Source organism: Vreelandella sulfidaeris Esulfide1, assembly GCF_054072535.1.
This window is the reverse complement of record NZ_CM133364.1, coordinates 1,306,296-1,330,870: the sequence shown is the minus strand read 5'-3', so window position 1 is coordinate 1,330,870 and position 24,575 is coordinate 1,306,296. Positions and strand designations below refer to the sequence as shown.

General features: G+C 50.9%; 20 protein-coding genes, 1 tRNA gene and 1 other annotated feature. Of the genes, 6 read left to right on the top strand and 15 right to left on the bottom strand.

Annotation, left to right across the window (positions count from 1 at the left end):
• Nucleotides 1-136 precede the first annotated feature (136 nt).
• Together ACW44H_RS06140 and ACW44H_RS06135 are read left to right on the top strand one after the other, a co-directional pair.
• Nucleotides 137-1,330 carry an NnrS family protein gene (locus ACW44H_RS06140; RefSeq protein ID WP_457507751.1) on the top strand — a complete coding sequence of 398 codons (1,194 nt, stop codon included), beginning with the start codon at nt 137-139 and terminating at the stop codon, nt 1,328-1,330.
• A gap of 44 nt (nt 1,331-1,374) precedes the next feature.
• Entirely contained in the window at nt 1,375-1,761 is a 387-nt protein-coding gene (locus tag ACW44H_RS06135) for a SirB2 family protein (protein WP_457507749.1), read from the top strand.
• A 53-nt stretch (nt 1,762-1,814) separates the two neighbouring features.
• Here ACW44H_RS06135 and ACW44H_RS06130 read toward each other — a convergent pair whose 3' ends face one another.
• Complete coding sequence (locus ACW44H_RS06130) at nt 1,815-2,246, bottom strand: DUF488 domain-containing protein (protein WP_457507747.1); 432 nt, start codon at nt 2,244-2,246, stop codon at nt 1,815-1,817.
• 258 nt (nt 2,247-2,504) lie between these two features.
• Nucleotides 2,505-3,674, bottom strand: coding sequence for an NO-inducible flavohemoprotein (gene hmpA, locus ACW44H_RS06125; protein WP_457507745.1), 1,170 nt, complete (start codon nt 3,672-3,674; stop codon nt 2,505-2,507).
• Between the two features lie 137 nt (nt 3,675-3,811).
• On the opposite strand from hmpA, the gene ACW44H_RS06120 reads away from it, so the two are divergent.
• Entirely contained in the window at nt 3,812-4,264 is a 453-nt protein-coding gene (locus tag ACW44H_RS06120; protein WP_457508947.1) for an Rrf2 family transcriptional regulator, read from the top strand.
• 129 nt (nt 4,265-4,393) lie between these two features.
• Here ACW44H_RS06120 and ACW44H_RS06115 read toward each other — a convergent pair whose 3' ends face one another.
• Nucleotides 4,394-4,534 (bottom strand): hypothetical protein, encoded by a 141-nt coding sequence (locus tag ACW44H_RS06115; protein ID WP_457507743.1) that lies wholly within the window; start codon nt 4,532-4,534, stop codon nt 4,394-4,396.
• 627 nt (nt 4,535-5,161) lie between these two features.
• Nucleotides 5,162-6,853, bottom strand: coding sequence for a methyl-accepting chemotaxis protein (locus ACW44H_RS06110; RefSeq protein WP_457507741.1), 1,692 nt, complete (start codon nt 6,851-6,853; stop codon nt 5,162-5,164).
• Between the two features lie 499 nt (nt 6,854-7,352).
• Here ACW44H_RS06110 and ACW44H_RS06105 point away from each other — a divergent pair, with 499 nt between their 5' ends.
• On the top strand, nt 7,353-7,658 hold the full coding sequence (locus tag ACW44H_RS06105; protein WP_457507739.1) for a type II toxin-antitoxin system HicB family antitoxin: 306 nt from the start codon (nt 7,353-7,355) through the stop codon (nt 7,656-7,658).
• 94 nt (nt 7,659-7,752) lie between these two features.
• On the opposite strand, the gene ACW44H_RS06100 is transcribed toward ACW44H_RS06105, so the two are convergent.
• Entirely contained in the window at nt 7,753-7,980 is a 228-nt protein-coding gene (locus ACW44H_RS06100) for a DUF488 family protein, N3 subclade (RefSeq protein WP_457508945.1), read from the bottom strand.
• Between the two features lie 179 nt (nt 7,981-8,159).
• Between ACW44H_RS06100 and ACW44H_RS06095 the strand changes: the two genes are divergently transcribed.
• Nucleotides 8,160-8,687, top strand: a complete 528-nt coding sequence (locus tag ACW44H_RS06095) for an HPP family protein (protein ID WP_457507737.1) — start codon at nt 8,160-8,162, stop codon at nt 8,685-8,687.
• Nucleotides 8,688-8,736: 49 nt separating this feature from the next.
• Here ACW44H_RS06095 and ACW44H_RS06090 read toward each other — a convergent pair.
• The 5 genes from ACW44H_RS06090 to ACW44H_RS06070 all read right to left on the bottom strand — a co-directional run bounded on the left by ACW44H_RS06090 (nt 8,737) and on the right by ACW44H_RS06070 (nt 15,319).
• A protein-coding gene (locus tag ACW44H_RS06090) for an IS3 family transposase (RefSeq protein ID WP_457505098.1) occupies nt 8,737-9,953 on the bottom strand; the annotation gives its coding sequence in 2 pieces (ribosomal slippage) (nt 8,737-9,668 and nt 9,668-9,953; 1,218 coding nt in all).
• Nucleotides 9,562-9,678: a sequence feature (AL1L pseudoknot), on the bottom strand. (Overlaps the previous gene by 117 nt.)
• A gap of 301 nt (nt 9,954-10,254) precedes the next feature.
• Nucleotides 10,255-11,430: a Fic family protein gene (locus ACW44H_RS06085; protein ID WP_457507735.1), complete on the bottom strand. Its 1,176-nt coding sequence runs from the start codon at nt 11,428-11,430 to the stop codon at nt 10,255-10,257.
• Nucleotides 11,431-12,045: 615 nt separating this feature from the next.
• A tRNA-Arg gene (locus tag ACW44H_RS06080) sits at nt 12,046-12,122 on the bottom strand.
• Between the two features lie 103 nt (nt 12,123-12,225).
• Nucleotides 12,226-13,173 carry an AEC family transporter gene (locus ACW44H_RS06075; protein WP_457507733.1) on the bottom strand — a complete coding sequence of 316 codons (948 nt, stop codon included), beginning with the start codon at nt 13,171-13,173 and terminating at the stop codon, nt 12,226-12,228.
• Between the two features lie 145 nt (nt 13,174-13,318).
• A complete protein-coding gene (locus tag ACW44H_RS06070; protein WP_457507731.1) occupies nt 13,319-15,319 on the bottom strand; it encodes a sensor domain-containing diguanylate cyclase in 2,001 nt (666 codons plus the stop codon).
• A 616-nt stretch (nt 15,320-15,935) separates the two neighbouring features.
• Here ACW44H_RS06070 and rfaH point away from each other — a divergent pair.
• On the top strand, nt 15,936-16,460 hold the full coding sequence (gene rfaH, locus ACW44H_RS06065; RefSeq protein WP_457507729.1) for a transcription/translation regulatory transformer protein RfaH: 525 nt from the start codon (nt 15,936-15,938) through the stop codon (nt 16,458-16,460).
• Between the two features lie 61 nt (nt 16,461-16,521).
• Here rfaH and ACW44H_RS06060 read toward each other — a convergent pair whose 3' ends face one another.
• The 5 genes from ACW44H_RS06060 to glmS all read right to left on the bottom strand — a co-directional run bounded on the left by ACW44H_RS06060 (nt 16,522) and on the right by glmS (nt 24,291).
• On the bottom strand, nt 16,522-17,382 hold the full coding sequence (locus ACW44H_RS06060) for a UTP--glucose-1-phosphate uridylyltransferase (protein WP_457507727.1): 861 nt from the start codon (nt 17,380-17,382) through the stop codon (nt 16,522-16,524).
• A 90-nt stretch (nt 17,383-17,472) separates the two neighbouring features.
• The gene (gene pgi / locus ACW44H_RS06055) at nt 17,473-19,146 is read right to left on the bottom strand and encodes a glucose-6-phosphate isomerase (protein ID WP_457507725.1); all 1,674 of its coding nucleotides are present in this window, start codon (nt 19,144-19,146) and stop codon (nt 17,473-17,475) included.
• 217 nt (nt 19,147-19,363) lie between these two features.
• Nucleotides 19,364-20,956 (bottom strand): phosphoglucomutase (alpha-D-glucose-1,6-bisphosphate-dependent), encoded by a 1,593-nt coding sequence (gene pgm / locus ACW44H_RS06050; RefSeq protein WP_457507723.1) that lies wholly within the window; start codon nt 20,954-20,956, stop codon nt 19,364-19,366.
• A 104-nt stretch (nt 20,957-21,060) separates the two neighbouring features.
• Complete coding sequence (gene glmM / locus ACW44H_RS06045) at nt 21,061-22,407, bottom strand: phosphoglucosamine mutase (protein WP_457507721.1); 1,347 nt, start codon at nt 22,405-22,407, stop codon at nt 21,061-21,063.
• Nucleotides 22,408-22,437: 30 nt separating this feature from the next.
• Nucleotides 22,438-24,291: a glutamine--fructose-6-phosphate transaminase (isomerizing) gene (gene glmS, locus ACW44H_RS06040; RefSeq protein WP_457507719.1), complete on the bottom strand. Its 1,854-nt coding sequence runs from the start codon at nt 24,289-24,291 to the stop codon at nt 22,438-22,440.
• Nucleotides 24,292-24,575: the final 284 nt, after the last annotated feature.

Genomic DNA, 24,575 nt, shown 5'->3' with positions numbered 1-24,575 from the left:
TATGGGTTATGACAACCACAAACTGGTGAAGTAAAAATAGCTTGCTGCCATTGATCTACGTCATCAATTCTAAGTGGCAGTTTTGTAGACTACGTAAACTTGATCAAAATTCTGGCTCTTCGCCAATAGGCTTTTCATGACAGCACGTTGCAATCCTAAACGCTTCGCCTTTATGCGCCTTGCCTTTCGGCCCTTTTTCTTACTAGGCGCGCTATTTAGCTTACTGGCACTGCTAGTTTGGCTAGCGTTTTGGCACGGCAATTTATGGCTTGCTCCCTACGGCGGCATGTTCTGGTGGCATCAGCACGAGATGCTGTTTGGCTTTGGCAGCGCCATTATTGCCGGGTTTCTACTGACGGCGGTTCAGAACTGGACAGGGCGCCCTGGCCTGTCTGGCTGGCCACTCTTTGCACTCGTAAGCCTATGGCTAACCGCTCGCTTACTCCTTGCTTACGCTGCTCACTTGCCCGCTTGGTTGCTGCTTCTGATTGACGGTTCATTTTTGCCACTAGTAGCGTTAGCTATGGCAAAACCTGTCATCACCGTACGAATGTGGCGTAACCTGATGTTTGTTCCTGTTCTTCTTGTGCTGGCGCTGACGAATATCGCCATGCATGTCGGTGTTATGACCGGCAATACACTCTTGATCCCTGAGGCGGGACACTTGGCGATACTGATAATCACGTTAGTGATGGTGCTGTTAGGGGGTCGCGTTATTCCGTTTTTTACTTCGCGTAAGCTGGGGATTCCTCAACCTGATCGAAGGCGCTCGATTGAGATTACCAGCGTGGGCGCCCTGGCGTCAGTCGTACTCCTTCAAGGGATAATCATGCTCAGCAGCCTAAGCGCTAATACGACGCTGGCGGCGTTAATGGTAATAGCGGCTATCAGCAACGGTTGGCGTTTAAGCTTTTGGAAGGGATGGCTAAGCTGGAAAGAGCCACTGCTCTGGGGACTACACCTCAGCTATGCATTTATTCCGCTGGGGTTGGCGATGTGGGCGTGGCAGCTCTTCACTGGTCAACGGGTAGAGACCGCCCTTCACGCGCTTGCGATTGGTAGCATGGGCACGATGATGCTGGCAATGATGGCGCGGGTGTCATTAGGTCACACGGGGCGCACCATTCGAACACTGCCAGGTGTTGGGGTGGCGTTAGGGGTTCTGCTTATCGCTGCGCTGCTACGCTCGGTATGGCTAGTGTTATTTCCTCATTCTAGCCACTGGGTTTACAGCGTCGTGATTATTGCCTGGTGCTTAAGCTATCTAGTGTTTGTGTTGCACTACGCTGTACCACTATTGAGCATGCGTGTTGATGGCGAGGACGGCTAACAATCGCCCATTTTTTGCGCGGCAAACAGCGCGGGAGGATGAGGGTGATTGAACACTACTTAGTATTGAAACAGCTGCATATCACAGCGGCTTATGCCAGCCTGGCATTTTTTGTTCTACGGGCATTCTGGTCGGTTCGGGGAGTATCTTTACTGCAAGCGCGCTGGGTTAAAGTCGTACCCCATGTGATCGATACCCTACTGCTCACGCTCGGCGTAACACTGGCCGTTCTACTCAACTTCTGGCCGCTACCACCCTGGCTTATCGCCAAAATCACGGCGCTTGTGATTTATATTTTGCTCGGCACTGTCGCTATCAAACTTGGTAGAACGCCTAGAATTCGTGCCACGGCTGCCGTCGCCGCGGTTTTGACGTTCGCCTACATAGTTGGCGTTGCGGTGGAGCACTCTCCCCTCTCTTGGCTTAGCTAAGGTCCGAGCGTATAAAAAAGGCGCTATTAGCTATTATGTGTTTGAGGTCATCCCTAGCGTAGAGAAGTGGGTAAGGTTTGAGCATAGCAAGGGGAAGAAGAGGGTTCGCTGTCACTAGCGTCTTCTTCTGCAAGCGCGGCCAGCGTCGTTTCCTTTAGCTCTGGAAGGTGCGATTTTTCTATGTGGCGACTTGCGGTAAGTAACGTAAGGCGACCCTCCCGCGCATACCTCATTAGCGGTAGTACGTTATCCGGTGCGCTTTTGAGCTCATGACGGTAGCGTGAGTTAAAAACGGCTTGGCTAATTTTCTGCTGGAGGTAGTGTCGGCGTAACTCGGATGATGGCGCCACTTCTCGGCACCATTCATCCAGCGCAAGAGTGCTCCGCGTCTTCCCACGGGGCCATAATCGGTCGACTAATACACGAACGCCATCCTGCTCGTCGATAGGAGCGTACACGCGCTTCAGCTCAATGTGATACACCATCGCTCTGTCACCCTCTCCGCTGACAATGCCTTATTTACTGCGATTGATACTAGTCCATGTGATGCAAAAATCGGGCAGTTGATATTCTTAGAGGGTAATGGAGAAAGTATTGACGTATATGTAAATAATTACAACTATCGAGTAAGAGGGGCGAGAGCATCAGGCCGCTCACCCTCAATTCCGCCACTGGCACAGTGTGTATTACTCACGTCAATACTTTCTTTCCTCAGGCTCTGCTGTCGACAGCCGCCCTATGAGTTACGCAGCGCTCAATGCCTCGGCAGGCCCAAAGTGTTCAAAATGTCGCTTCGATGCAGGTATACCCAAACGTTCCAGTTCTTGATTAACAAGCGACATAAAACCATGTGGCCCCACAAAATAACAGCGGGCCTGAGGCGGCAGGTAGCTCGCAAGCAGGTTCTCGTTGATACGCCCTTGATGATCCCCACCCGCTTCATTTTCATAGAGGGTGACGGTTTCCAGCAGGTTGGGATAGGCGCTGCGTAGCTCCTCTACTGCGTCGACAAAGGCATGGTGCTCGGCATCTAGCGCAGCATGCAGGTAAGTAACATAGCGTCCCTGCTCAAGCGCCTGCTTGGCAATTGGCAGCAAGGGTGTTTGACCGACGCCCCCGCTAATCAGCATTAGCGGCTCTTTATCACCCACCAAGGTTAGCTCACCCGCAGGCGGCAGCAGTTCGATGGTATCGCCGACGCTAAGCTGGTCATGAAAAAAACGGCTCGCTACGCCTTGAGCTTCCCGCTTAATAGAAAGCCGATAAGAGCGGCCGTTGGGTACATCCGAAAGGCTATAATGGCGATAAACCGGCTGGCCATTGATACTGAGTTTGACACCGATATATTGCCCGGGCAGGTGCGCAGCCACTTGGCCACCATCTTCTGGTTCGAGAATAAACGAGCGAATCACGCGGCTCTCCTGTTGGGTTTTCGCAATACGAAAACGCCGAGTCCCGCGCCAGCCGCCAGGCTCCTGCTCAAACGCTTGGTAACGCTGCTTTTCCAGGCCAATTAATAGGTCGGCCAACTCCTGATAGAGCGCACTCCATGCATCAGCGACTTCGGGCGTGACCTCATCCCCCAGAACGTCACCAATCGCCGCCATCAAGCATTCGCCCACAATGGGATATTGGTCCGGCTGAATATCCAGAGCGACGTGCTTATTCACCACGATTTGCAATGTTTCTAACGCCTTTTGTGGTGAATGGCGTAGCTGCACGTAGGCAAGAATCATCCCTGCCAGTGCGCGGGGCTGCCCACCATTTTGTTGATGTGCCTGGTTAAATAAGGGCTTTACTTGCGGGTAGCGCTCAAACATAAGCGGGTAAAAGCGTTGAGTGATTTCGTCTAGATGCTCAGCCACGACAGGCGCTGTGGCTTGAACTACCTCTTCCTGAATAGGTGTTAACATACGCCCTCCATAAGATGCATCATAAATACTTCTTTAAACTACCAAGCTTTCCTTTCGGCGTAAACTGAAACCGAATATTATTTCCGCACGTCTGCACACACCGTACAATGGCGTTTTCTTTGAGCCGATGGTCCTCTATGCATTTGACTCGCTATACCGATTACGCCATTCGCGTACTGCTCTACCTCGCAGTTAAGGGCGAAGAGCGGACCACGATCAGTGAGATAGCAGAGACGTTCTCTATCTCACGTAATCACTTGATGAAAATCGTTCAAGAGCTCAATCAGAAGGGATATCTCACCGCCATTCGCGGTAAAAGTGGCGGGTTACTGCTTGGACGCCAACCCGAAACGATTTCACTTGGGGCGCTGGTTCGTGATACCGAGCACGAGATGGCGCTGGTTGAGTGTTTTCGCGAGGGTAATAATTGCGTGATCACGCCCTCATGCCGCTTGCAGCCAATTTTGGCGGAAGCGCTCACGGCATTCCTTAAAGTATTGGATCAATATACGCTTGCCGACTTGTTAACAGATCGTACATCACAGCTCTCAACGCTGATGCGTATTCCTGCCCTCTCCGTTCACAACTAGCCGCTCGACAAGAAAATAAACGAAGGTGCGCATACGCGGCCAGCTGTTAGGACAAGCCTGGCGCCTGCCTCGCCCCCCATTAAAGCCGCGTGACTGGCGCAGATGCGCAGTCATGCTGATGGCTGTTACCTATACACGCATGCTCTTCTCCTCGAAGCACCAACGGCCGCTCAAGTTGCCGCCTTCAGCCACTACCCTGGACAACGCCTCCAGTTCATTCGGGTGTGTTGGCTCGCCGTGCTGGGCCAACCAAGGAAGGCTGACGTGCATCACTTGCCGCACCTCGCCAACCAGCACAGTCAAGTGCTGACAAACTCAGGCACGTGGCCGATACACCCCGACACATCAATGCCTTCCTCTTGCAGGTTGGCCTCCTGATCGATCAGTTCGGCGCGAAATGCATAACATAGTAGGGGTCTAGGTAATCGGCGTTTTGTGGTGCAACGAAGTACCCGCGAACAGCACCGGAGCGATCACCTGTAAAAGGTCACTTGGGGTGAAATTGCCAGTAGCAGCGGCTTCGGTCCCCGAAAGCTACGCGACATTGCTGGATATTCACCAGATAACAACGCCTTGCCTCCGTCACTCTCACCTGCCACGTGGTGCGCTATAACAAAGCAACACCCAGACACGCTCCAAGCGCCGCCACCGACCAGATATCGTGAGTAGGCTAAGCTACCGCGCGACGATCGAAAGCTCTCTAGCGGATCACCGCACCGAACACGGCACGGCCATCACTTCGAAACTAACCAAGACGGTTCCAGAGCCAAGTGTAGGAATCACTCAGGTAGTTAACTTGGGATCAAGCGAGAAAAGCATGAGTAAAATAGAAACCCAGCCGTGGGGCTGGGTTTCAACACTAACTAACGATAACCTGCCTTTGAGTTAGGCTCTTACTTAAAACTCTTCCCACTCCAGCTCTGCCGTTTTAGAGCTAGGCAGTCTTCCACTTGGAGCACGAACCTTTATAGCAGGGGAGATTGTCCTAGATATGGGTTTGCCGACAGGAAGGTGCCCTCGAACCTCTCCCTCCGACAGCTTAAAGGTTGAGACCGCTGATTCAAGCTGCGCTGCTTGCTCTTCAAGGGACGATGCCGCTGTAGCAGATTCCTGAACGAGAGCTGCGTTCTGCTGAGTAACCTCGTCCATCTGTGACACAGCTTGATTTACCTGCTCAATCCCGTCGCTTTGCTCCATCGAAGCGGCAGAAATTTCATCCATAATATCGGCAACACGCTTCACAGAAGCCATAATATCTTCCATCGTTTGGCCTGCTCCTTCCACTAGGGTTGAGCCCTGGTCAACCTGACCAGCCGATGTTTCGATTAATGCCCTAATTTCTTTAGCTGCATCAGCACTACGGCTAGCGAGATTGCGCACTTCATTCGCTACAACGGCGAAACCTCGCCCTTGTTCCCCCGCACGGGCTGCTTCAACAGAGGCATTGAGCGCCAGAATATTGGTCTGAAAGGCAATCGAGTCGATCACGCCAATGATGTCTCTTACCTTTTTAGAGCTTTCCGCTATGCCGTGCATTGTCACGACCACTTGATCAACGGCGTCTCCACCACGAGCTGCTGTAGCAGAAGCCTCACTAGCTAACATACTGCCCTGTCGAGCGTTATCTGAGTTTTGTTTCACTGTGGCGGTTAGCTGTTCCATGCTGGCAGCCGTCTCTTCTAGTGAAGCTGCTTGCTGCTCAGTACGCGATGATAGGTCGGCATTGCCACCGGAAATTTCACGTGCGCCGATATGGATGGACTCACTACTGTCACGCACAGTTGAAACGGTTTGATAAAGCCCTGTCTGCATATGCTGCATGGCTGCGAACAGTTGGCCAATTTCGTTTCGCCCACGATCGGCGATCTTGTGCGAAAGGTCTCCCTTAGCAATCTGCTCAAAATGCTGCACGGCTTCAAGAAGGGGACGAATGACAACACGCATCATGCCTACCCGAACCAAGACGACACAAAAGCCAACCAGTAGCAATGCAGCCAGCCCAATATAACTAGAGCTAGACATGGTCGATTGGTAATCGGCCATAAGGTTCTGACCGCGTGTCCTCGCAAAATCGATGAAAGCTTCATTAGCCTGCATGTAGGCTAGGTTGAGCTGGTCACCTTCACGTTTAGCCGCACGAAAGGCGCTTTCATTATTTCGCTCTAATGCCTGGTATTGCGGTTTTAAACCACTAGTCACAAGTTGATTAAAAGCAGCTATTAGCGCTTCTGCATAGTGCTTTCCTTGCTCTGACTTAGGTACTGCTGCGAAGACTTCAAAACGCTCCTGGGCTCTCTGCAGCATTTGGTCAGCTTTTTCGAGATGCGCTTCTGCCAGAGCCCGCTCCCCTTCGTTCAAAGCGTCGAGATGATTCAGGAAAAACAGCTGGGTGTCAGCGATATTTACTTGCGCACGGTTGAGAGCGTTCAACTGCTCAATATTGATACGGTTAAGTTCATCAATCGAACTAGCACCCAGCGTGCTAGATTGGTACCCCAACGCAGCGACTAGGATGATCAATGCAGTAAACAAGCCCAGAACAGCCGTTAAGCCTGACTTAACGGAGAGGTTTTTCAATACGTTATTCATTTTCCGCTCTTAGATAGGGGATCAATCGGTAACGAATGTATCCAGCCAAGGGAAGGTGCAATTCAATAACATGCAATAGCAATGCGTGTTTTAAGCAAGTAAATTCACTATCGGCAGGAGCCATCCGAACATGAATCATTAAAAAACAATAATTTTGTATTTTTGATCTAGGTCAATTTTTCATTGGTTTTTCAGGCTGGGCGTTTAGAATATTTTTTTATATATCATAACTAAACTATGGCTCCTAGTTCCGGCTCTCCCTGTAGGCCTATTAAAGTGTTTTTTCTCTGTCGCACGAGGCAGGCCGATGCCTAAAAATCGCGGTTGTGCTGTTCGGCGAAGTGCGCGTATTTCACCGTCCGCACCCATCACCAGATACAGACAACGGTGCCTTTGCCTGTGTCCGTAAGTGGTTAGAAGAGAATGGAGAAGCCTTATGAACAACATCATGGCTATCGACGGCTATCGCACCGTGATTTAGTACGATCTAGAGGTTGAAATGTTTCGCGGCGAGTTCGTCGGACTTAACGGCAGCGCCGATTTCTACGCCGATAGTGTCTCCGATCTTCGCAAGGAAGGACGGCTATCCCTTCGCATTTTTCTTGAAGAGTGCGAGCGCCTCGGCATTCAGCCTTCCAAGTCCTATTCGGGCAAGTTCCAGGTTCGCCTGCCTGCTGAAATTCACGAGCATGCAGTAGATGCTGCTAATGCTAGGGGGGCAGAGTCTAAACCAGTTTGTGGCAACCGCCATCGAACATGTGATTCACACCTAATACCAACCCCGCTTTGGCGGGGTTTTAAATGAACGCATTCTTGCGCCCGTTGGCCGTTGCTATGAAAATCGCATCGCTAGGCTACTCGGCGGTTTGGCTTTGCTGGCGTCTTTAAAAACTTATTGGTCATTTAAATTTATCGCTCTGGCAACGTAATTCTGAACGAGTAGTAAAGACAGCATGACTCATCTTCTGCTGATGATAGTGACGTCGCAATTTGGGTGATGGAACCACTCTCCAACACCACTTATCGAGTGCAAGCGTATTTCGCGGTTTTCCGCAAAGCCATAATCGATCGACTAATACACGTACGCCGTCCCGATCCTCTAACGGGGCATATACCCGTTTCAGCATGATTTCATATGACATTGATGCTGTGCACTCCCGGTTCGCCTAAAAGTGAGCTGCATGAACCTCAATGCGAGTATCTATCTATCAAATTGAACAAAACTAATAGTCAACTGACTGTAATTCGCTTGCTAATCTTCCCTCGTTTGCCATCATAGCTAGCCCCCTTGCTATCGTTGACTAAAATGAAGTTTTACCTAAATAAAATGCGTGGTGGGCGTAGAGAGCGTCCTTTCTTCGGTTGGAAGGACGCGCTTTGGTCTTGGTTCGGCGCGTTCAGTGGCATGGCGACCATCTGTTTATTAAGCGCAGGCTGGTTTCCACAAAACTTATTAATAGTGGGGTCATTCGGTGCTACCTCCGTATTGATTTATGCGGCTCCGGATAGCCCTTTCGCTCAACCCAGTCATGTTCTATTTGGAAGTATTGTTTCCGCGGCCATTGGCGTAGCGTGCTACCAAGGGTTAGGGGCTACACCACTAGCAATGGCTTTAGCCGTCTCACTCGCAATTTTAGCGATGCAACTCACCCATACGGTGCATCCGCCAGGCGCTGCAGCAGCCTTAATTGCAGTTGCAGGAGAAGAGAGCGTGCATCAATTAGGCTGGTGGTTCCCACTCCTCCCCATAGGCTTAGGCTGCGTTATTATGCTAGTAATCGCTATTTTGGTTAACAACCTCGCAAGGCATCGCCGTTACCCGCTATATTGGTAATGCCGCAACTTGAACCGCCCCGGTTATTCCGGAGACCGGTTTGTTTGAGTCAGGCAGCTTCACCCGACTCCTCCAATTGACGATAATACGTCCTTTCTCGTTCTGCTGGTGGAACGTTTCCGATAGGCTCCAGCAGTCGGCGATTATTGAACCAATCAACCCATTCCAGCGTGGCATACTCAACGGCATCTAGTCCCCTCCATGGGCCACGATGATGGATCACCTCCGTTTTGAACAAGCCGATGATGGTCTCTGCCAGCGCATTGTCGTAGGAGTCGCCGGTGGTGCCGACTGAGGCATTGATACCCTCGTCAGCCATACGCTCGGTGTAGCGGATCGAGAGATATTGGCTTCCCCTATCACTATGGTGGATCAACCCTTGTCTGTGTTTTCGTGCCCACAGAGCTTGCTCTAGAGCGTCCAGCACCAGTGCTGTTCTCATCGACGTCGCTACACGCCAACCCACGATACAGCGTGCATAAACATCGATAACGAACGCAACGTAAACGAAGCCAGACCAGGTAGCGACATAGGTAAAATCGGCCACCCAAAGCTGATTTGGACGCATGGCCGTAAAGTCACGTTTCACTAAATCAGGTGCCCGTTTCTGGCCGGGATCACTGATGGTCGTGAAGGGGCGTTGGCCTCGCACCACGCCGCGAATTCCCAGGCGGCGCATGAGCCGCTCTACAGTGCAACGAGCAACATTAACGCCTTCACGGCGGAGTTGCCGCCAGACCTTACGGGCACCGTAGACGCAGAAGTTATCTTCCCACACTCGCTGAATCTCAGCGGTAAGAAACTCATCCTGCCGATACCGGTCTGCCCGCCGTTCAGGATCAGCTTCAAGTGCCTTGTGGTGGTAATACGTCGATGGGGCGATTGGCAGTTGGCTACAAATCGACTCGACCCCGAACTGAGCACGATGCTCGTCGATAAATGACACCATCAATTGGGTTTGCGGTCGAGCTCCGCCTGGGCGAAAAAAGCAGCCGCCTTACGGAGAATTTCATTGGCACGCTTCAATTCGGTATTTTCACGCTCTAGCTGCTTGAGTCGTTCATTTTCAGGCAGGTTAGCCGAGCTATCTTCCTGCGTGAGTTCTGAGCGTTTGCACCAGGCTCTTAAGGTCTCTGGTGTACAGCCAAACTTGCTGGCAATGGAGCAGATCGCCGCCCACTTGGACGGGTATTCGCCTTGCTGTTCAAGGACTAATCGAACAGCTCGCTCCCGGACTTCTGGGGAATATCGTTTTGGTGAGTTCATAACTCCATCCTCTCAAGATATGGAGTCTCCGGTAAAGCCGGGGCGGTTCAACTCTTATTAGTCTTTTCCTCTAAAACTCTTTGTGAATGGCCATTGCTGGCGCTTACATGTGAGCTTGAGCCACTTGTAAGATTGCAGCAAATTAGGCTTTTGCCAGCCATTGTGAAGAGGCCGGCATATAGGCCTTGCATGCAAGATCATACGATTTAGAAGTAGGCATGCCTTGCAGCCATTATGGTTGCGGTGGGGGCAAAGGTCGTTATTTCATTACTCTTAGTTCAGCCCCCCCACAACCCGTTCATCAAGGCATTTCAACTTGAGATGGAATAAAACCATTGTCTGATAGTGCTCTTATGACCCCTCTTACTAGAAAGCTATTATCAAAACCAATCGTATATTGTCGAGCCCCCTCGACTATCGGTCTCAGCATCCCAGCATCAACAAGCTTACGCACTTGGTATGTTCTTTGAGGTGGCTTTGATCCTTTCATTACAGAAGAAAGGTCACTTGCTTTAACCACAGTTTTCTCAATAGCCAGATTTAGAATACCCATCTCTTGTGATGTTATCAGCTCTCTTTCTCGGGCATGCTCTAACGCTGGCCACAAAATGTTTTCTTTCAAAAACGAGTAGTCTGTAAGTTTGTCCAATTTCTTGAGCTCTTCTAGAACCCCTTGCAAAACATATACACACCAGTCATGTAGCGACTCTGAGGAGCCTGAATCAGCAAGCGATAGCATTTCATAGTAACGCTCCCTGTCATTACAAAATACAGCCGTCGGGTTGAGTACACGCCCAGTGACCGTCTTACCCATCGAAACGTTAAACCCATATTTGATCATTAACGCATAGGTTAACAAACGGACCACCCTCCCATTACCATTACTAAATGGGTGTATCCACCCGAATCTATGGTGGGCTAAAGCAACTTTCATTAGATCGTATTTTGGTTGATCGTCACCATTTATAAAGTCAACTAGCTCCCGCATGTATTCTCCAACCCGAAATGGCTCTGGAGGAAGGTGCTTGGATTTGGCTATTCTGACTTGGCCAGTTCTATAAGTTCCAGGTGTTTCATCTCCTTCCCTTTTAAGGCCATCGACTGCGAGATGATGTATCTCCCTTATGAAATGTTCTGAGATAGGATATCCAGGACTTATCTCTTCTTCTATGTATGACATAGCCTTTTCTATATTGGCTATCTCGCTTAAATGGTCACTTGAGCGCTGCGTACCTTCTAGCGTGCTTTCAACGTAGTCAGCCAGTGTAGTATGGTTCCCTTCGATTCTTGCCGACCCTAAACTCTCCAATATATGAAAAATGTTTTTTAGCTGAAAAAAGGTGGGGGCTGGGGTAGTGCCTTCAAACCGAAGTCTCCTGAGATGCTCAAGCTCAGTCAGCACATCTACCAAAGGCGAATCAAAGGATGGATTCAGGAGCGTCAAGTCATGATGGTGAAACGTCGCAAGATCACTCACTATCTTAATTCCTCAATCGCAACATCTGTAAAATAATCAATAAAAAGCCTTAAAAACAGTGACTTATTATACAAAAAAAAATAAACAACTTAAAATAAGTTCTACAATATGTTGAATCCATCTACAAAACAAGCCAAATGACAGGGTACATACTTTAGCCTACGTAGTTCCTCAGCCAGGCTCTGCGACTAACTTCCACACGCTTAGGTGCACTTAATCAATAACTGCTGTAGTTGCCTCATTCACAACAACACCCACCATGAAAACATGCCAATTAATAATGCGCCCTCCTAACTGCGAGGTTTTGCCGCGTGCCTAGATGCGAACTCATCACGTATACGTGATGTGGCAACACTTTCCTAGCAAGTGCTTATTGTATCGAACAACGTCATAGGTATGGCTGGGAGAATACTTAGGAGCGCTAAAAACGTAGGTAATGCATTTATTGGTTGGTCCACGCGTTAAAAATTGTGCAGTCGGGAATAACATTAGTAGAGGGCAATATAGTAGGAATACAGCTTATAGCGAGCTTTCTCTGTGGGGTCGCCTGTGGGGTCGAAAGGCTAAATCGCGGAACGAGGGGGATTGAAAACAAAGCTAAGCAACTGATTTAATTGGCGTCCCTGGCAGGAGTCGAACCTGCGACCTGCCGCTTAGGAGGCGGCTGCTCTATCCTACTGAGCTACAGGGACTTAAACTGAATACAAACTTGAGGGTGCTACCCTTTGAAGCGGGCGGGTAGTATAACGCGTCAACTTAGACAGGGCCAACCGAGTTGCTCACTTTAAGCAATGACTAGATCCAACCAAGCAAACGCAGTGCAAAGACACCCAGCGTGACGGTTATGCTCGCCATCAGCGTGGTGATAGCGATGATATTGGCCGCTAATGACACATTGCCGCCTATCGCTTTCACCATCACAAAGCTGGCGGCGGCGGTGGGGCTTGCGAAGAACAGAAACAGCAAGCCCAGCTGTTCACCTGAAAAGCCCATCATCCAGGCCGCCAACGTGGAGAGTATCGGTAGCGTAACCATCTTCATCAAACTAGCGCCTAGTGCCACTTGGCTGCTGTCACGCATACTTGAAACGGAGAGCGTCGCGCCAATACAAATCAGCGCCAGCGGAAGTGTTAACGAGGCAAAATAGTCCCCCGAGGTAACCACCCAACTGGGCAGAGAAATCGAAAGTGCGGTAAAGGGTAATGCCGCAAATACGGAAATAATTAACGGGTTCTTAGCGACGTATTTGAGCAGGCTGCGCCAATCGGTGGACTGGCCAGGTTGATAGAATGCCAGCACGACAACCGAGAACGCGTTATACATCACAATCACCACGCCCAGCAGAAGACTGCCCGCTGACAGGCCATAGTTACCGTACATGCCCGCCGCTAGTGCCAATCCCACTACCCCGCAATTACCGCGAAACGCACCCTGGACGTAAATACCTCGATCCTGGCGAGCAATACGATAGTGCGCCCATGCCCAACTGAGCAGGAACTGACAGAGCGTTGCCACGGCAAAAAACACCATCAGCGACACATCCAGCGCAACGCTTAAGTCGGCTTTTATCAAACTGAGAAAAATCAAGGTGGGGAGCGTTGCTTTAAAAACCAGCGCTGAAGCGGTCGAGACGAAGGCGCTATCAATCCATTTCAAACGCTTAAGGCCGAGGCCTACAAATACCATTGCGAAGACAGGTAGCGTGGTATCCAGCGTGCGGGAAAACAATTCAATTAGATTCACAACAGTATCTCGATCAGCCTGGATTTCAAAAACTGGCTTCTAACAACAAGTTCAGCATCTGCTTATATTCTACTGTTGTGCAAGTTTTGTCGACTGGTAAGCATTTTCTAAGCAGAAGTGACGGCTCAAAGCACTTACCCGAAGTTTAATTAAGTTTATCGAAGGGCATCAAGACAGTTACTTGATGTTGGGGGGTATTGACTACTACCCCATCTCTGCCCTGCCCTTTGGCCTTGTAACTACCGGCATCGGCACGAGCTAAGACGTTGGCCACATTGTAGTCAGACTCATCAAATGTGGTCACGCCAATACTCAGTGTGACCCTGTATTCCTTGCTTTCATGAGTCACCGAGATATCGCCCACCGCTTGTCGTAAAGCTTCTGCAATTCTCGTCGCCTGAACCAAGGTGCAACTGGGTAGCAGCACGCCAAACTCGTCACCACCCTGTCGCGCTACGTGATCGCTGCGACGAACCTCCCAGGCGACTATCTGAGCAATACGGCGCAACATTTCGTCCCCTAATGCGTGGCCACCTTCATCATTAATGGGCTTGAAGTGATCTAAATCGAACAATAATAAGGCCGAAGGCGTGCTGGTTTTTTGGAAGTCGGCAAAGGCTTCTTCCAGGCGGCGCTCAAAACCGCGACGATTAAGTAGACCGGTTAACGGATCATGCTCCGCCTCCCATCGTTGAAGAGCCTCCTGCTCTCGGCGCTCGGTAATATCTTTCACAACGCCCACTAAACCGAGGGTATGGCCATCCTGGGAAAGCATGACTACGCTGGCATGAATATCCAGCCATAACAGCTCTTCATCGCTACGCAAGAACCGCAGTTGACGTACAAAATCATTACCAGTCCTCAGGCTATACCGCCACATATCCTGAGCGCCGTTAATATCATCGATGTGGATTTGGTGCAGCCAAGCATCCATAGGCAGTTCAGCAGGAATTCCCAGCATAGTCAGCAGCGCTGGGTTCATATACGTAATATCGCCCCGAATATTAGCGACAAACATACCTTGAGGCGCCGCATTAAGCACAGAATCAAGAAATGCCTCACGCTCTTGAAGGTGGCCAAGCAACTGCTGTCGTTCTTTTTCAACCCGATTGAAAGTACCAGCGACTTGCTGCAATTCCTGCATATTCGTCGCCAGACTGACATCCTCGCGGTGGCCCCGCCCTACCTCGCCAATTTGTTTTTCCAAGTGTTTGAGGGGCGAAAGCACACGACCCAATAACCACCACAACAAGGGAAGCATTAAAATTGCCAGTGGCAGCCATAGCCACCAGAGTTTTCGAATAAAGTCAGCCAATGGTAATTGTGCTTGGTCAATCGGCAAATAAAGGCCAACGATCCAGCCAGCAGGCCACACCTGGGCATAGGACTGGAGCGCCATTTGGCCATTCATTAACTTGCCAACAGTATCTCCTTCCCAGCCATCCAGCGCTAAGTCTAGCCAGGGGTTAAAACTCTTATCGGGTACTGAGTTGTTAACTAGCGCTGCATTTGGGTGATATAAAATCTTCCCGGTTGCCGTGGCCACCCCCGCATAGCCCTTCTCTCCCAAGCGCACTTTGGCTAAACGGCTGAACATCCCTCCTGAAGCAAGACTTACGATACCGCCGACTAAACCGTCAAAATCACCTTCCTCATTGAAACGAGGAACACCGACTAATACCATCGGCATACCGCTCGCTCGTCCTACAAATGGCTCGCTAACGTAAGGCCGACGGGAACCACGCAGCATACGAAAGTATTCAAGCTCAGCAGTTTGAAGACCTACTCGACCCACGACGGCAGGCCAGTCGGCTATGATTTCTCCCTCGCGGTTGGCAACCACAATTCCCTCGAACCAGGCCGATAGAGCATCGTTGTTTTGTAGCTGATAGCTAACCCAAGTCGCATCATCTGTGCTGCCTATCGTTTCGCGTAGTCGCTCTAATGCCTGGAAGCGCAGCTCTATTTGTTGCGTAACTTCGTCAGCCAGGAGAGTAGCTTCATACCGAAGGTGCGACATATTGGTGTCGTGCACCATGGTTTTACCCAGCTGCCAGGACATGCCTAGCAACAGCGTGACGACCAAAAACCAAGTGACTGCGAGTCCCAGCAGTAGCCGGCCTCTTAATGAACGGGAGATGAGCATGAATTTTAGCGAAGAAGCCAAACGCACTGAGTGACCTTGATATACATAATATCCAATTGCTTTTGATTAGGAGGGCTGTAGCCGCAATGCCAATACAATAGCCAACTTACCAATATTATGACGCATTTAATCGTTGACACATATCAACCATACGCAAGTAATTATTGGTACAAGCGATGGCGCCGACCATTTACAAATTAAGCTTAATAAATAGCCAACTCTATCCTAGTATGCTTTTAGACGTTTTACCTATCAGCCGCTGCGATGAAACCCGTTAAACCTTTACGCTGCATGAGCTGGCTGAGGTTTGATACAGAAAATGTTTGGGGTACTGCTGATCTTGAAGAAGCGAGGCAATATGCGTTAGTCTCGCTGGCCGCATAACGCAGGTTACAGATTAATGTTGTGCCTATGTTTATTTTTAGTTGAGCCCCCTGACAGTCAAGCGCTATGAACTGGATAAGCATCGCAGGTTATTGATAGTCGATGCAACTCTCTCCTGTGAGCGCACCAAAACACATATTGACCAAACGTTACATGCATTAGCCACGCTGCTACCGTAATCTAATCATTACGCTACACATAGTTAATATTCGCTTAGCCCAAGGATGAACGGATGGATTCTTTCAGCGACTTAGAGGGAGCGATACCTTCTTGGTACGTTATTCAATGCAAAGGTGGGGAATCATTCCGCGCTGCTGAGCACCTTACTAACCAAGGATACGAGGTGTTTCATCCTGTCTTGAACGTTAAGCGAAAACGTCAAGGCAAGCTAGTGACCGTTAACGAGCCATTATTTCCTTACTACCTATTTATTCGTTTAGATCAAGTCGTCAGTAACTGGCGACCGATCCGTTCCACCCGGGGTGTACTTCGGTTACTTACGTTCGGTAATCGGCCCGTCGCCACACCCGACGCTTTAATCGATACCCTGCGCGCCCAACCACACCATAAAGATGAAATTCATACCTATTTTAGCGCTGGTGAAAAAGTCACCATTACCGAAGGCCCTTTCAAAGACCTTGAAGCCATCTTTGCCCGCTGCAAAGGGGAAGAGCGCGCCATTGTTTTACTGAACGTACTCAACCGTCCACAGCATCTTGATCTGCCAGTGGAGAGCCTGCAAAAAAACGAAGGTTGAGTAGAGCAATGAGGCGCCCCACGAAGGGCGGCGCTAGCCGCCTCCGGGTTGAGTAACATTCTTACACGTCGTAACCCGCTTCGCGGGCAAGAAGGGAGTTGGCTTTTAACCAACCATCTATGTTGCCACAATCGAAAGTGCGACCGTTCATGCGGAAGGCCTGCACTGGCTTACCTTCTTGCATTAATCGATCAATCGCATCGGTTAGTTGCACTTCGTTGCCGGCACCTGGGGGTTGGTCGCTTAACAGCTCCATCACGCGGTATGGCAGCACGTAGCGGCCAATCACCGAAAGGCGTGAAGGTGCGTCTTCGGGTTTAGGCTTCTCCACCACCCCGCGCATATCGACGCTATCGCCCGCATTGGGTTCGTTACCTGAACAATCCACAATCCCGTAACGGTAAACTTCTTCTTCCGGCACTGCTTCCACCATAATCTGCGCGGCGTTGCTTTTATCCCAGCGGGTGACCATATCACCCAAGTCACAGGTTGTGCTACCCAGCTGTGGCTTCACCAATACATCCGGCAGGATAACGGCGAAAGGCTCATCCTTACTCAATAAATGAGCGGCGCAAAAAACCGCATGCCCAAGCCCCTGCGCATTAGGCTGACGAACGCTGGTGATTTTTAAATAGGGCGGCGCGATATCAGCCAACATTTTCAGCAGGTCATCTTTTCCTTTACTGGCCAGCGAATCCTCAAGCTCCACATGGGCATCGAAGTGGTCTTCAATGGCGGATTTACCTGAACGGGTCACCAGAATGATTTCATTAATCCCCGCGGCTAATGCCTCTTCCACCACGTGCTGTATCAGTGGGCGGTCAACCACAGGGACCATCTCTTTAGGGATCGATTTACTAATAGGCAATAAACGCGTCCCAAAACCCGCGACTGGAATAATCGCTTTACGTACCTGCGTCATTAGTGGCTTCCTTCATTTGGTGACTGGCTTTGTTTATTGACAGTATCTACTGTTTTATTTCTAGCGTTTATACGGGCTATTCTGGCTATATTACTGACGCCATTCACCCACTTTACGCAGTAGCTGCTGGGTACTCGCATCTTTCACCAAGTCCTGTTCGTTATCACTACCCGTCAGCGTGTTAAAAAGACTCGTCGCCAGTTTTTTACCGAGCTCAACGCCTGGCTGATCAAAGGGATTCAGGTTCCAAAGCACCGACTGTACGAACACTTTATGCTCATAAAGCGCTACCAGCGCTCCAAGGCCCCACGCATCTAGCTGCTTTAACATCAGCAGTGAATTGGGCTGATTACCGCGATAGCCCTGCGCCATATGCCCACGCAACGCTTTCGGTATCGCATCATCACCCAGCGCAAATAACTGCGCCTGGGCCAAGCAATTAGCTAATGTTAACTGTTCTTGAGCTGCCAAGGCATCTCTAACATCCGGCACGGCGTCCACGTCGCGCCCAGCCACCGCGACAAAATCAGCACTGATGGTATGACCGCCCTGATGCAGCAATTGATAAAATGCATGCTGTGCATTCGGCCCTACATCGCCCCAAATAATCGGACAAGTGGCATGGGTAACAGAGCGGCCATCGAGGCATACGCTCTTACCGTTCGATTCCATCTCTAGCTGCTGCAAATAAGCAGGCAAGCTCTTCAGTCGGCCATCATAAGGCAGTACCGCATGGGTGGAGATACCCAAGAACTGGCAATTCCATGCACCGACTAGCGCCATTAGCGCGGGCAAGTTCTCCTCAAGCGGTGTTTCAAGGAAATGGCGGTCCATGGCATGCGCACCATCCAGCAATGCATTAAAGCTCGCCATACCAAGCTGCATCGCGACGCTAACACCAATCGGTGACCATAACGAAAAACGCCCACCAATCCAGTCTTTAAAGACCAACTGATGAGCGTCTGGAATACCGAACTCAGTCATTTTGTCAGGTTTTGAGGAGACCCCAATTAGCTGACAACGACATACCGTAGCCACATCAATTTCCAGCGCATCACTTAGCCACGCCAACGCAGTACGTGCATTAAACTGTGTATCAGCGGTGGTAAACGACTTGGAGGCTAGTACCAACAGCGTCGTGGCCGGATCTAAGCGTTCCATCAGCGGCAATAACTGCGCGCCATCCATACTGGAAACATAATGAACGTTGATGTAAGCATGGCTTGGCCGGTCCGCCAGCGCCTCGCTCACCATCTTGGGGCCCAAATCTGAGCCGCCAACGCCTACATGCACCACATCGGTGATTTTCTGCCCACTGGCACCAAACCACTCGCCTCGATGTAAACGCTCTACCATCGCTGTTAAGCGGGCACGCTGATGCTGACAAAAAGCGACCGCTGCTTCCATTCCCTTAGGCGGCGTGGCATGAGCAGGCCAACGCGCCGCCATGTGCAACGCAGAGCGTCGCTCAGACGTGTTGACTTTTTCACCAGCAAACAATGCTTTTCGCTTCGATTCGACACCACAACTATGCGCCCAATCGACTAATAGTGAGAGCGTTTTTGGGGTAATCCGCTGTTTGCTAAGGTCCAAGTGAAGCGGCCCCAGCGAAAATGCCAAGTTATTTGATCGTTGCACGGCGGCAGCAGAATCACCGCCTATTAAATCACTGAGCGATTGCGCTTGCAGGTGCTCAGCATGTTCCTCCAAAGCATTGAGCGGTGTATAAACACGCTGCATCAATGAGTGCGCTGATGAATACATTCGTTCCTCCTTGAACTCAGGTACCGCTAAGATGGAAAACTCGCGTTTATCACCCAGTAAGCTTTTCATCACTAAACAGCAGGTTTTACTCCTCTAAAACCAGCAAGCTTTAAGCCAATAAATATCCTCCAGCCGTTAACTTAATACTAAATAACAACATAGCGAGCAATATGAATCTTATGGTACTTCTTCAAATGTCTGGTTCAAATTTCTGGCACTAGCTCAACACACCGGCTAATAATGCTTTGGCGTTTTCGATCAGTTCGTCCAGGTGCTGTGCGCCTTTGAAGCTTTCGGCATAGATTTTATAAAGCGACTCAGTACCACTCGGACGAGCGGCAAACCAACCGTTCTGCGTGTTGACTTTAATACCCCCGATAGCTGCACCATTACCCGGCGCATCCACCAGCACCGCCGTGATAGGGTCGCCTGCCAGCGATTTTTCCGTGATGCTTTCAGCATTCAGGTTTTTAAACGCCGCCTTCTCTTCGGGCGAACAAGCCGTATCCACGCGCTTATAAAAGGGCTCGCCAAACCGATCGGTAAGCGTACGGTAATACTCGCTGGGGGTTTTGCCGGTGACCGACATAATTTCCGCTGCCAACAAACACAGCGCAATACCATCCTTGTCGGTTGACCATGCCTTGCCATCACGGGTCAGCAGACTAGCACCTGCGCTCTCTTCACCACCAAAGGCCAACCAGCCTTCGTGCAGGCCATCGACAAACCACTTAAAGCCCACCGGCACTTCATAGAGCTCACGCTCGTGGGAAGCCACCACCCGGTCGATCATCGAAGAGGACACCAGGGTTTTACCCACTTTTAGCGTTGCGGCCCACTCAGGGCGATGGGTAATCAGGTAATCAACGCACACCGCCAGAAAATGGTTCGGATTCATCAAACCATTGGCATCCACAATACCGTGGCGGTCGGCGTCGGGGTCGTTACCAAAGGCAATATCAAAACGGTCTTTAATCGTTAACAGATTCGCCATGGCTGCTGAGCTTGAACAATCCATACGGATCTTGCCATCGTGATCCGGCGGCATAAAGGCAAACGCCGGGTCAATCGCGGTATTCACTACCTCGATATTCAGCTTGTAATGGGCAGCTAAGGCCTGCCACACCGGTAAGGCCGTACCCCCCATCGGGTCAACGCCCAGCGTCAGGTTAGCTTGTTGAATAGCACCTATATCGATCACACTCGCCAGCTGCGCGACATAATGGGCGGTGAAGTCATACGGCTGGGCATAAGCAATTGCTTGCTCAACCGGAACGGTCGGCACATCGGCTAACTCACGCAGCAAGTAAGCATTCGCGCGCAGTTCTATCCAGTCGGTGGCATCGGTGTCCGCTGGGCCACCGTGGTGTGGGTTGTACTTAATACCGCCATCTTCGGGAGGGTTATGAGAAGGCGTGATAATCAATCCATCCGCCAGTGCTGCGCCAGACCCCGCCGGATTTTCACGGCGATTGTGCTGCAAAATCGCGTGACTGACCAAAGGGGTAGCAGTGTAGCCATGCCCTTTCTCTACGAAAACGGGCACATTATTAGCGGCTAATACTTGTAGCGCGCACTCCCAAGCAGGCCGGGAAAGCGCATGGGTATCAAAGCCTAAAAACAGCGGCCCTTGGTAGCCCACCTGGCGCCGATAATCGACAACGGCCTGGGTAATCGCGTAAATATGGGATTGGTTAAACGTACGCTCAATAGAACGGCCACGGTGACCGGAGGTGCCAAACGCTACGCGTTCCTTTGCTTCGTTAGCACTCGGTGTTTCATCATAAAAAGCCTTCGTGACAACATCCATTTGCGTCTCCCTTGCTTTCATTAGCCACGTATTTTGGGGTGCGTATTTCAGCCTCAGCTCGTTAAAGCACAATAGCTTGTTAAAGCACAACTAGCTTAAACTCACTAACCTGCATTACTCAGTGAGTCTGCTATTTGCTCCGCGCAGTGCTGTGCTTGAACCGCATCGACAGCTTCCACCATCACACGAATCAATGGTTCAGTACCGGACTTACGCAGCAACACGCGGCCATCTTGCCCTAATTGCTCTTCTACCTGGGCAACAGTTGACTTGACTTGCGCCGAGTCCAACGGGTCATTACCGTCTTGGGCTTTAATACGTACATTGATCAGCGTTTGAGGAAGTTTATGCATACCCTGCTTGCCATCAAACAGTATCGTGCCTTGCTGTAACAAACAGGTAAGCACACGCAGCGAGGCAATGATGGCATCCCCTGTCGAGGCATGATCCAAGCTCAACAAATGCCCTGAACCTTCGCCGCCTAGCCGCCAACCAGTGGCTTTAAGCTGCTCCATGACATACCGGTCGCCGACCTTGGCGCGAAGAAAAGGAACCTCCAGCCTCGCTAGCGCCTGCTCTAAGCCCAAGTTACTCATCTGAGTACCCACTACCCCGCCGCTATAGCCGGATGCTTTGGCATCTTTCGCCAACAAGTACAGCAGTTCGTCCCCATCGACCACCGTGCCGGTATGGTCGACCATCATTAAACGGTCGGCATCACCATCTAAGGCAATACCCAGGTCAGCTTGGTGCTCAACCACCGCCGCCCTTAAGCTCTGCATTGCGGTAGCACCACAACGCTCGTTAATATTCAGGCCATTGGGGCTTGCATGGATGCTAATCAGCTCTGCACCCAGTTCGCTATACACCGCCGGAGCCACTTTATAAGCAGCGCCATTGGCAGAATCGACAACGATTTTCAGGCCGCTAAGGCTTAAATGCCCCGGTAGATTCGCCTTGCAGTATTCGGTATAGCGGCCGGTAGCATCATCAATACGGCGCGCTTTACCCAATTTTTCAGAGCTAACGCAGGTCATGCCACCATCAAGGGCAATCTGTAACCAGCGCTCGATTTCCTGCTCTTGAGCATCGGTAAGTTTATGGCCGCCCTGGGCAAAAACCTTAATGCCGTTATCATCAAAAGGGTTATGCGATGCGCTGATAACCACGCCCGCATCCGCTCGAAAAGTAGAGGTTAGATAGGCAACGCCCGGTGTCGGCAGCGGCCCAACCAACGCTACATTGACACCCGCCGCGGAGAAACCTGCTTCTAGTGCAGATTCCAGCATGTAGCCACTGGCACGGGTATCTTTCCCAATCACGACTTCCCTGGCCCCTTCAGCACCTAATACCTGCCCTGCAGCCCAGCCAAGCTTCATGGCAAAATCGGCGGTCATCGGAAACTCACCCACCCGGCCCCGCACTCCATCCGTGCCAAAATATTGTCGCATTTTGAAATACCTGAATTATGAAGTGTCGCTCTACTCTACCGTCACACTCTTAGCTAGATTACGCGGCTTATCCACGTCAGTGCCTTTTACCAAGGCCACATGGTAGGAAAGCAACTGTAATGCCACAACGTGCAATACCGGCGACAGTAGCCCGTAATGTTCGGGCATTTGCAGGACATGCACGCCGTCGGAGGGTTTCACGGCACTGCCACCATCGGCAAACACATAGAGCTGCCCGCCACGCGCGCTGACTTCCTGCATATTGGCTTTGAGCTTTTCCAACATCTCGTCGTTGGGGGCCACGACGACGACAGGCATTTCTGAGTCGACCAATGCCAAGGGGCCATGCTTTAACTCACCCGCCGGGTAGGCTTCGGCATGAATGTAAGATATTTCTTTAAGCTTGAGCGCGCCTTCCAGCGCAATCGGGTAGTGCCGCCCACGGCCTAAAAACAGCGCATGGTGTTTATTGGCGAAGTGATTCGACCACGCTTGAATGCTGGGCTCTAGCGCCAGCACTTTATCGACCGCGATGGGCAAATGGCGCAGCTCATCCAGGTAGGCCTTTTCATCATCTTCACTTAAGCGATGGTTGGCTTTCGCCAGTAGCAGCGTCAGCAAGAACAGCGCACTTAGCTGGGTCGTAAATGCCTTGGTCGACGCCACTCCAATTTCCGGCCCGGCGCGGGTAATAAAGCGCAGCGCGGTCTCACGTACAATGGCGGATTCCGGCACGTTACAAATCGCCAACGTATAGGTATGCCCTTGCGCCTTCGCATGATGCAGCGCGGCCAAGGTATCGGCGGTTTCGCCGGATTGTGAAATAACCACCACCAACTGCTTAGGATTCGGCACGCTTTGGCGGTAGCGGTACTCGCTGGCAATTTCAACGTTGCAGGCAATGCCTGCCACTTGCTCAATCCAATACTTAGCGGTCATGCCTGCATAACTGGAGGTGCCGCAAGCAATGATCAGAACCGAATCGACCTGGGGGAAGATGTCGGCGGCCTCGGCGCCAAAGATCCCGGGCTGCAGTTGCCCTGCCCCGCTAATCATTTCCAATGTATTGCTTAATGCCTGGGGCTGCTCGAAAATTTCTTTTTGCATGTAGTGGCTGTAATCACCCAGCTCTACTGCATTAGGGCTCAGGCTGGACGTAATCACTTGGCGCTGCGCAGGCTGACCTAACCGATCGACCAAGGTAATCGACTCACGCGTCAAACGGGCGATATCACCGTTTTCGAGATACATCATGCGCTTGGTCACCGAGAGTAGCGCCGAGGCATCCGAGGCGGCGTAGTGACCATCTTCGGCAACACCCAGCATCAGCGGCGAACCTTCACGGGCCACCACGACGCACTCGGGCTCTTCCTCACTGATCACGGCCAGGGCGAAGGCGCCTTTCAAATGCCCCACGGCACACTGCACAGCGGAAAACAGGTTTTCTGCTGGCTCGCCAATTTGGCCTTTAAAGCAGGCTTGAATCAGGTGAGCGATGGTTTCAGTGTCGGTGTCGGAGGTAAATGCATACCCCAAACCCTGCAGTTGTTCTCGCAGCGCTTCGTAGTTTTCGATAATGCCGTTATGTACCACCGCCAAACCAGCGGAGATATGCGGGTGTGCATTGCGCTCGGCGGGTACACCGTGGGTCGCCCAGCGGGTATGAGCAATACCCACACGACCGTTGATGCCTTCTTGTTTGACCTTCGCGGCCAGCTCAGCGACACGCCCCTTGGAACGTGCACGCTGCAAGCCGCTCACCCCATCGCTTGCTAACAGCGCCAACCCCGCCGAATCGTAGCCGCGATATTCCAATGTTGCTAACCCTTCGAGTAGAAAGGGAGTGCTATCCTTTGCGCTAACCGCGCCGACAATGCCACACATAATATGCCCACAAGTAGCTAGACGTTAAAAAAAACAATAACAATGTATATTATTGTAACCAGGAAAGCGAGAACTGCAATTTGCCCCCGTAAGCCACTTTCATGAGTGCCTCAGTATTCCAGAATAGAGATGGAACTTTTGCCAGTACAGCTCATTCCCTAAGCCAAACTAAAAAGACCTCAAATGCCATGGCAAATTATACCTTTAAAACGTTGACACATAAAAAAACCGGCCTCATAAGAGGCCGGTTCTATTGATTCTGCTAGGCAGTTAACCCTTCAAGC

Bases quoted from the DNA above. Each gene is read 5' to 3' on its own strand.
- ACW44H_RS06130 (WP_457507747.1), bottom strand. From the start codon at position 2,246: ATGGTGTATCACATTGAGCTGAAGCGCGTGTACGCTCCTATCGACGAG.
- rfaH (WP_457507729.1), top strand. From the start codon at position 15,936: ATGGATTCTTTCAGCGACTTAGAGGGAGCGATACCTTCTTGGTACGTT.
- pgm (WP_457507723.1), bottom strand. From the start codon at position 20,956: ATGGATGTTGTCACGAAGGCTTTTTATGATGAAACACCGAGTGCTAAC.
- ACW44H_RS06140 (WP_457507751.1), top strand. From the start codon at position 137: ATGACAGCACGTTGCAATCCTAAACGCTTCGCCTTTATGCGCCTTGCC.
- ACW44H_RS06060 (WP_457507727.1), bottom strand. From the start codon at position 17,382: ATGACGCAGGTACGTAAAGCGATTATTCCAGTCGCGGGTTTTGGGACG.
- ACW44H_RS06095 (WP_457507737.1), top strand. From the start codon at position 8,160: ATGAAGTTTTACCTAAATAAAATGCGTGGTGGGCGTAGAGAGCGTCCT.
- ACW44H_RS06105 (WP_457507739.1), top strand. From the start codon at position 7,353: ATGTTTCGCGGCGAGTTCGTCGGACTTAACGGCAGCGCCGATTTCTAC.
- ACW44H_RS06100 (WP_457508945.1), bottom strand. From the start codon at position 7,980: ATGCTGAAACGGGTATATGCCCCGTTAGAGGATCGGGACGGCGTACGT.
- glmM (WP_457507721.1), bottom strand. From the start codon at position 22,407: ATGCGACAATATTTTGGCACGGATGGAGTGCGGGGCCGGGTGGGTGAG.
- pgi (WP_457507725.1), bottom strand. From the start codon at position 19,146: ATGTATTCATCAGCGCACTCATTGATGCAGCGTGTTTATACACCGCTC.
- ACW44H_RS06070 (WP_457507731.1), bottom strand. From the start codon at position 15,319: ATGCTCATCTCCCGTTCATTAAGAGGCCGGCTACTGCTGGGACTCGCA.
- hmpA (WP_457507745.1), bottom strand. From the start codon at position 3,674: ATGTTAACACCTATTCAGGAAGAGGTAGTTCAAGCCACAGCGCCTGTC.
- ACW44H_RS06120 (WP_457508947.1), top strand. From the start codon at position 3,812: ATGCATTTGACTCGCTATACCGATTACGCCATTCGCGTACTGCTCTAC.
- ACW44H_RS06115 (WP_457507743.1), bottom strand. From the start codon at position 4,534: ATGCACGTCAGCCTTCCTTGGTTGGCCCAGCACGGCGAGCCAACACAC.
- ACW44H_RS06110 (WP_457507741.1), bottom strand. From the start codon at position 6,853: ATGAATAACGTATTGAAAAACCTCTCCGTTAAGTCAGGCTTAACGGCT.
- glmS (WP_457507719.1), bottom strand. From the start codon at position 24,291: ATGTGTGGCATTGTCGGCGCGGTTAGCGCAAAGGATAGCACTCCCTTT.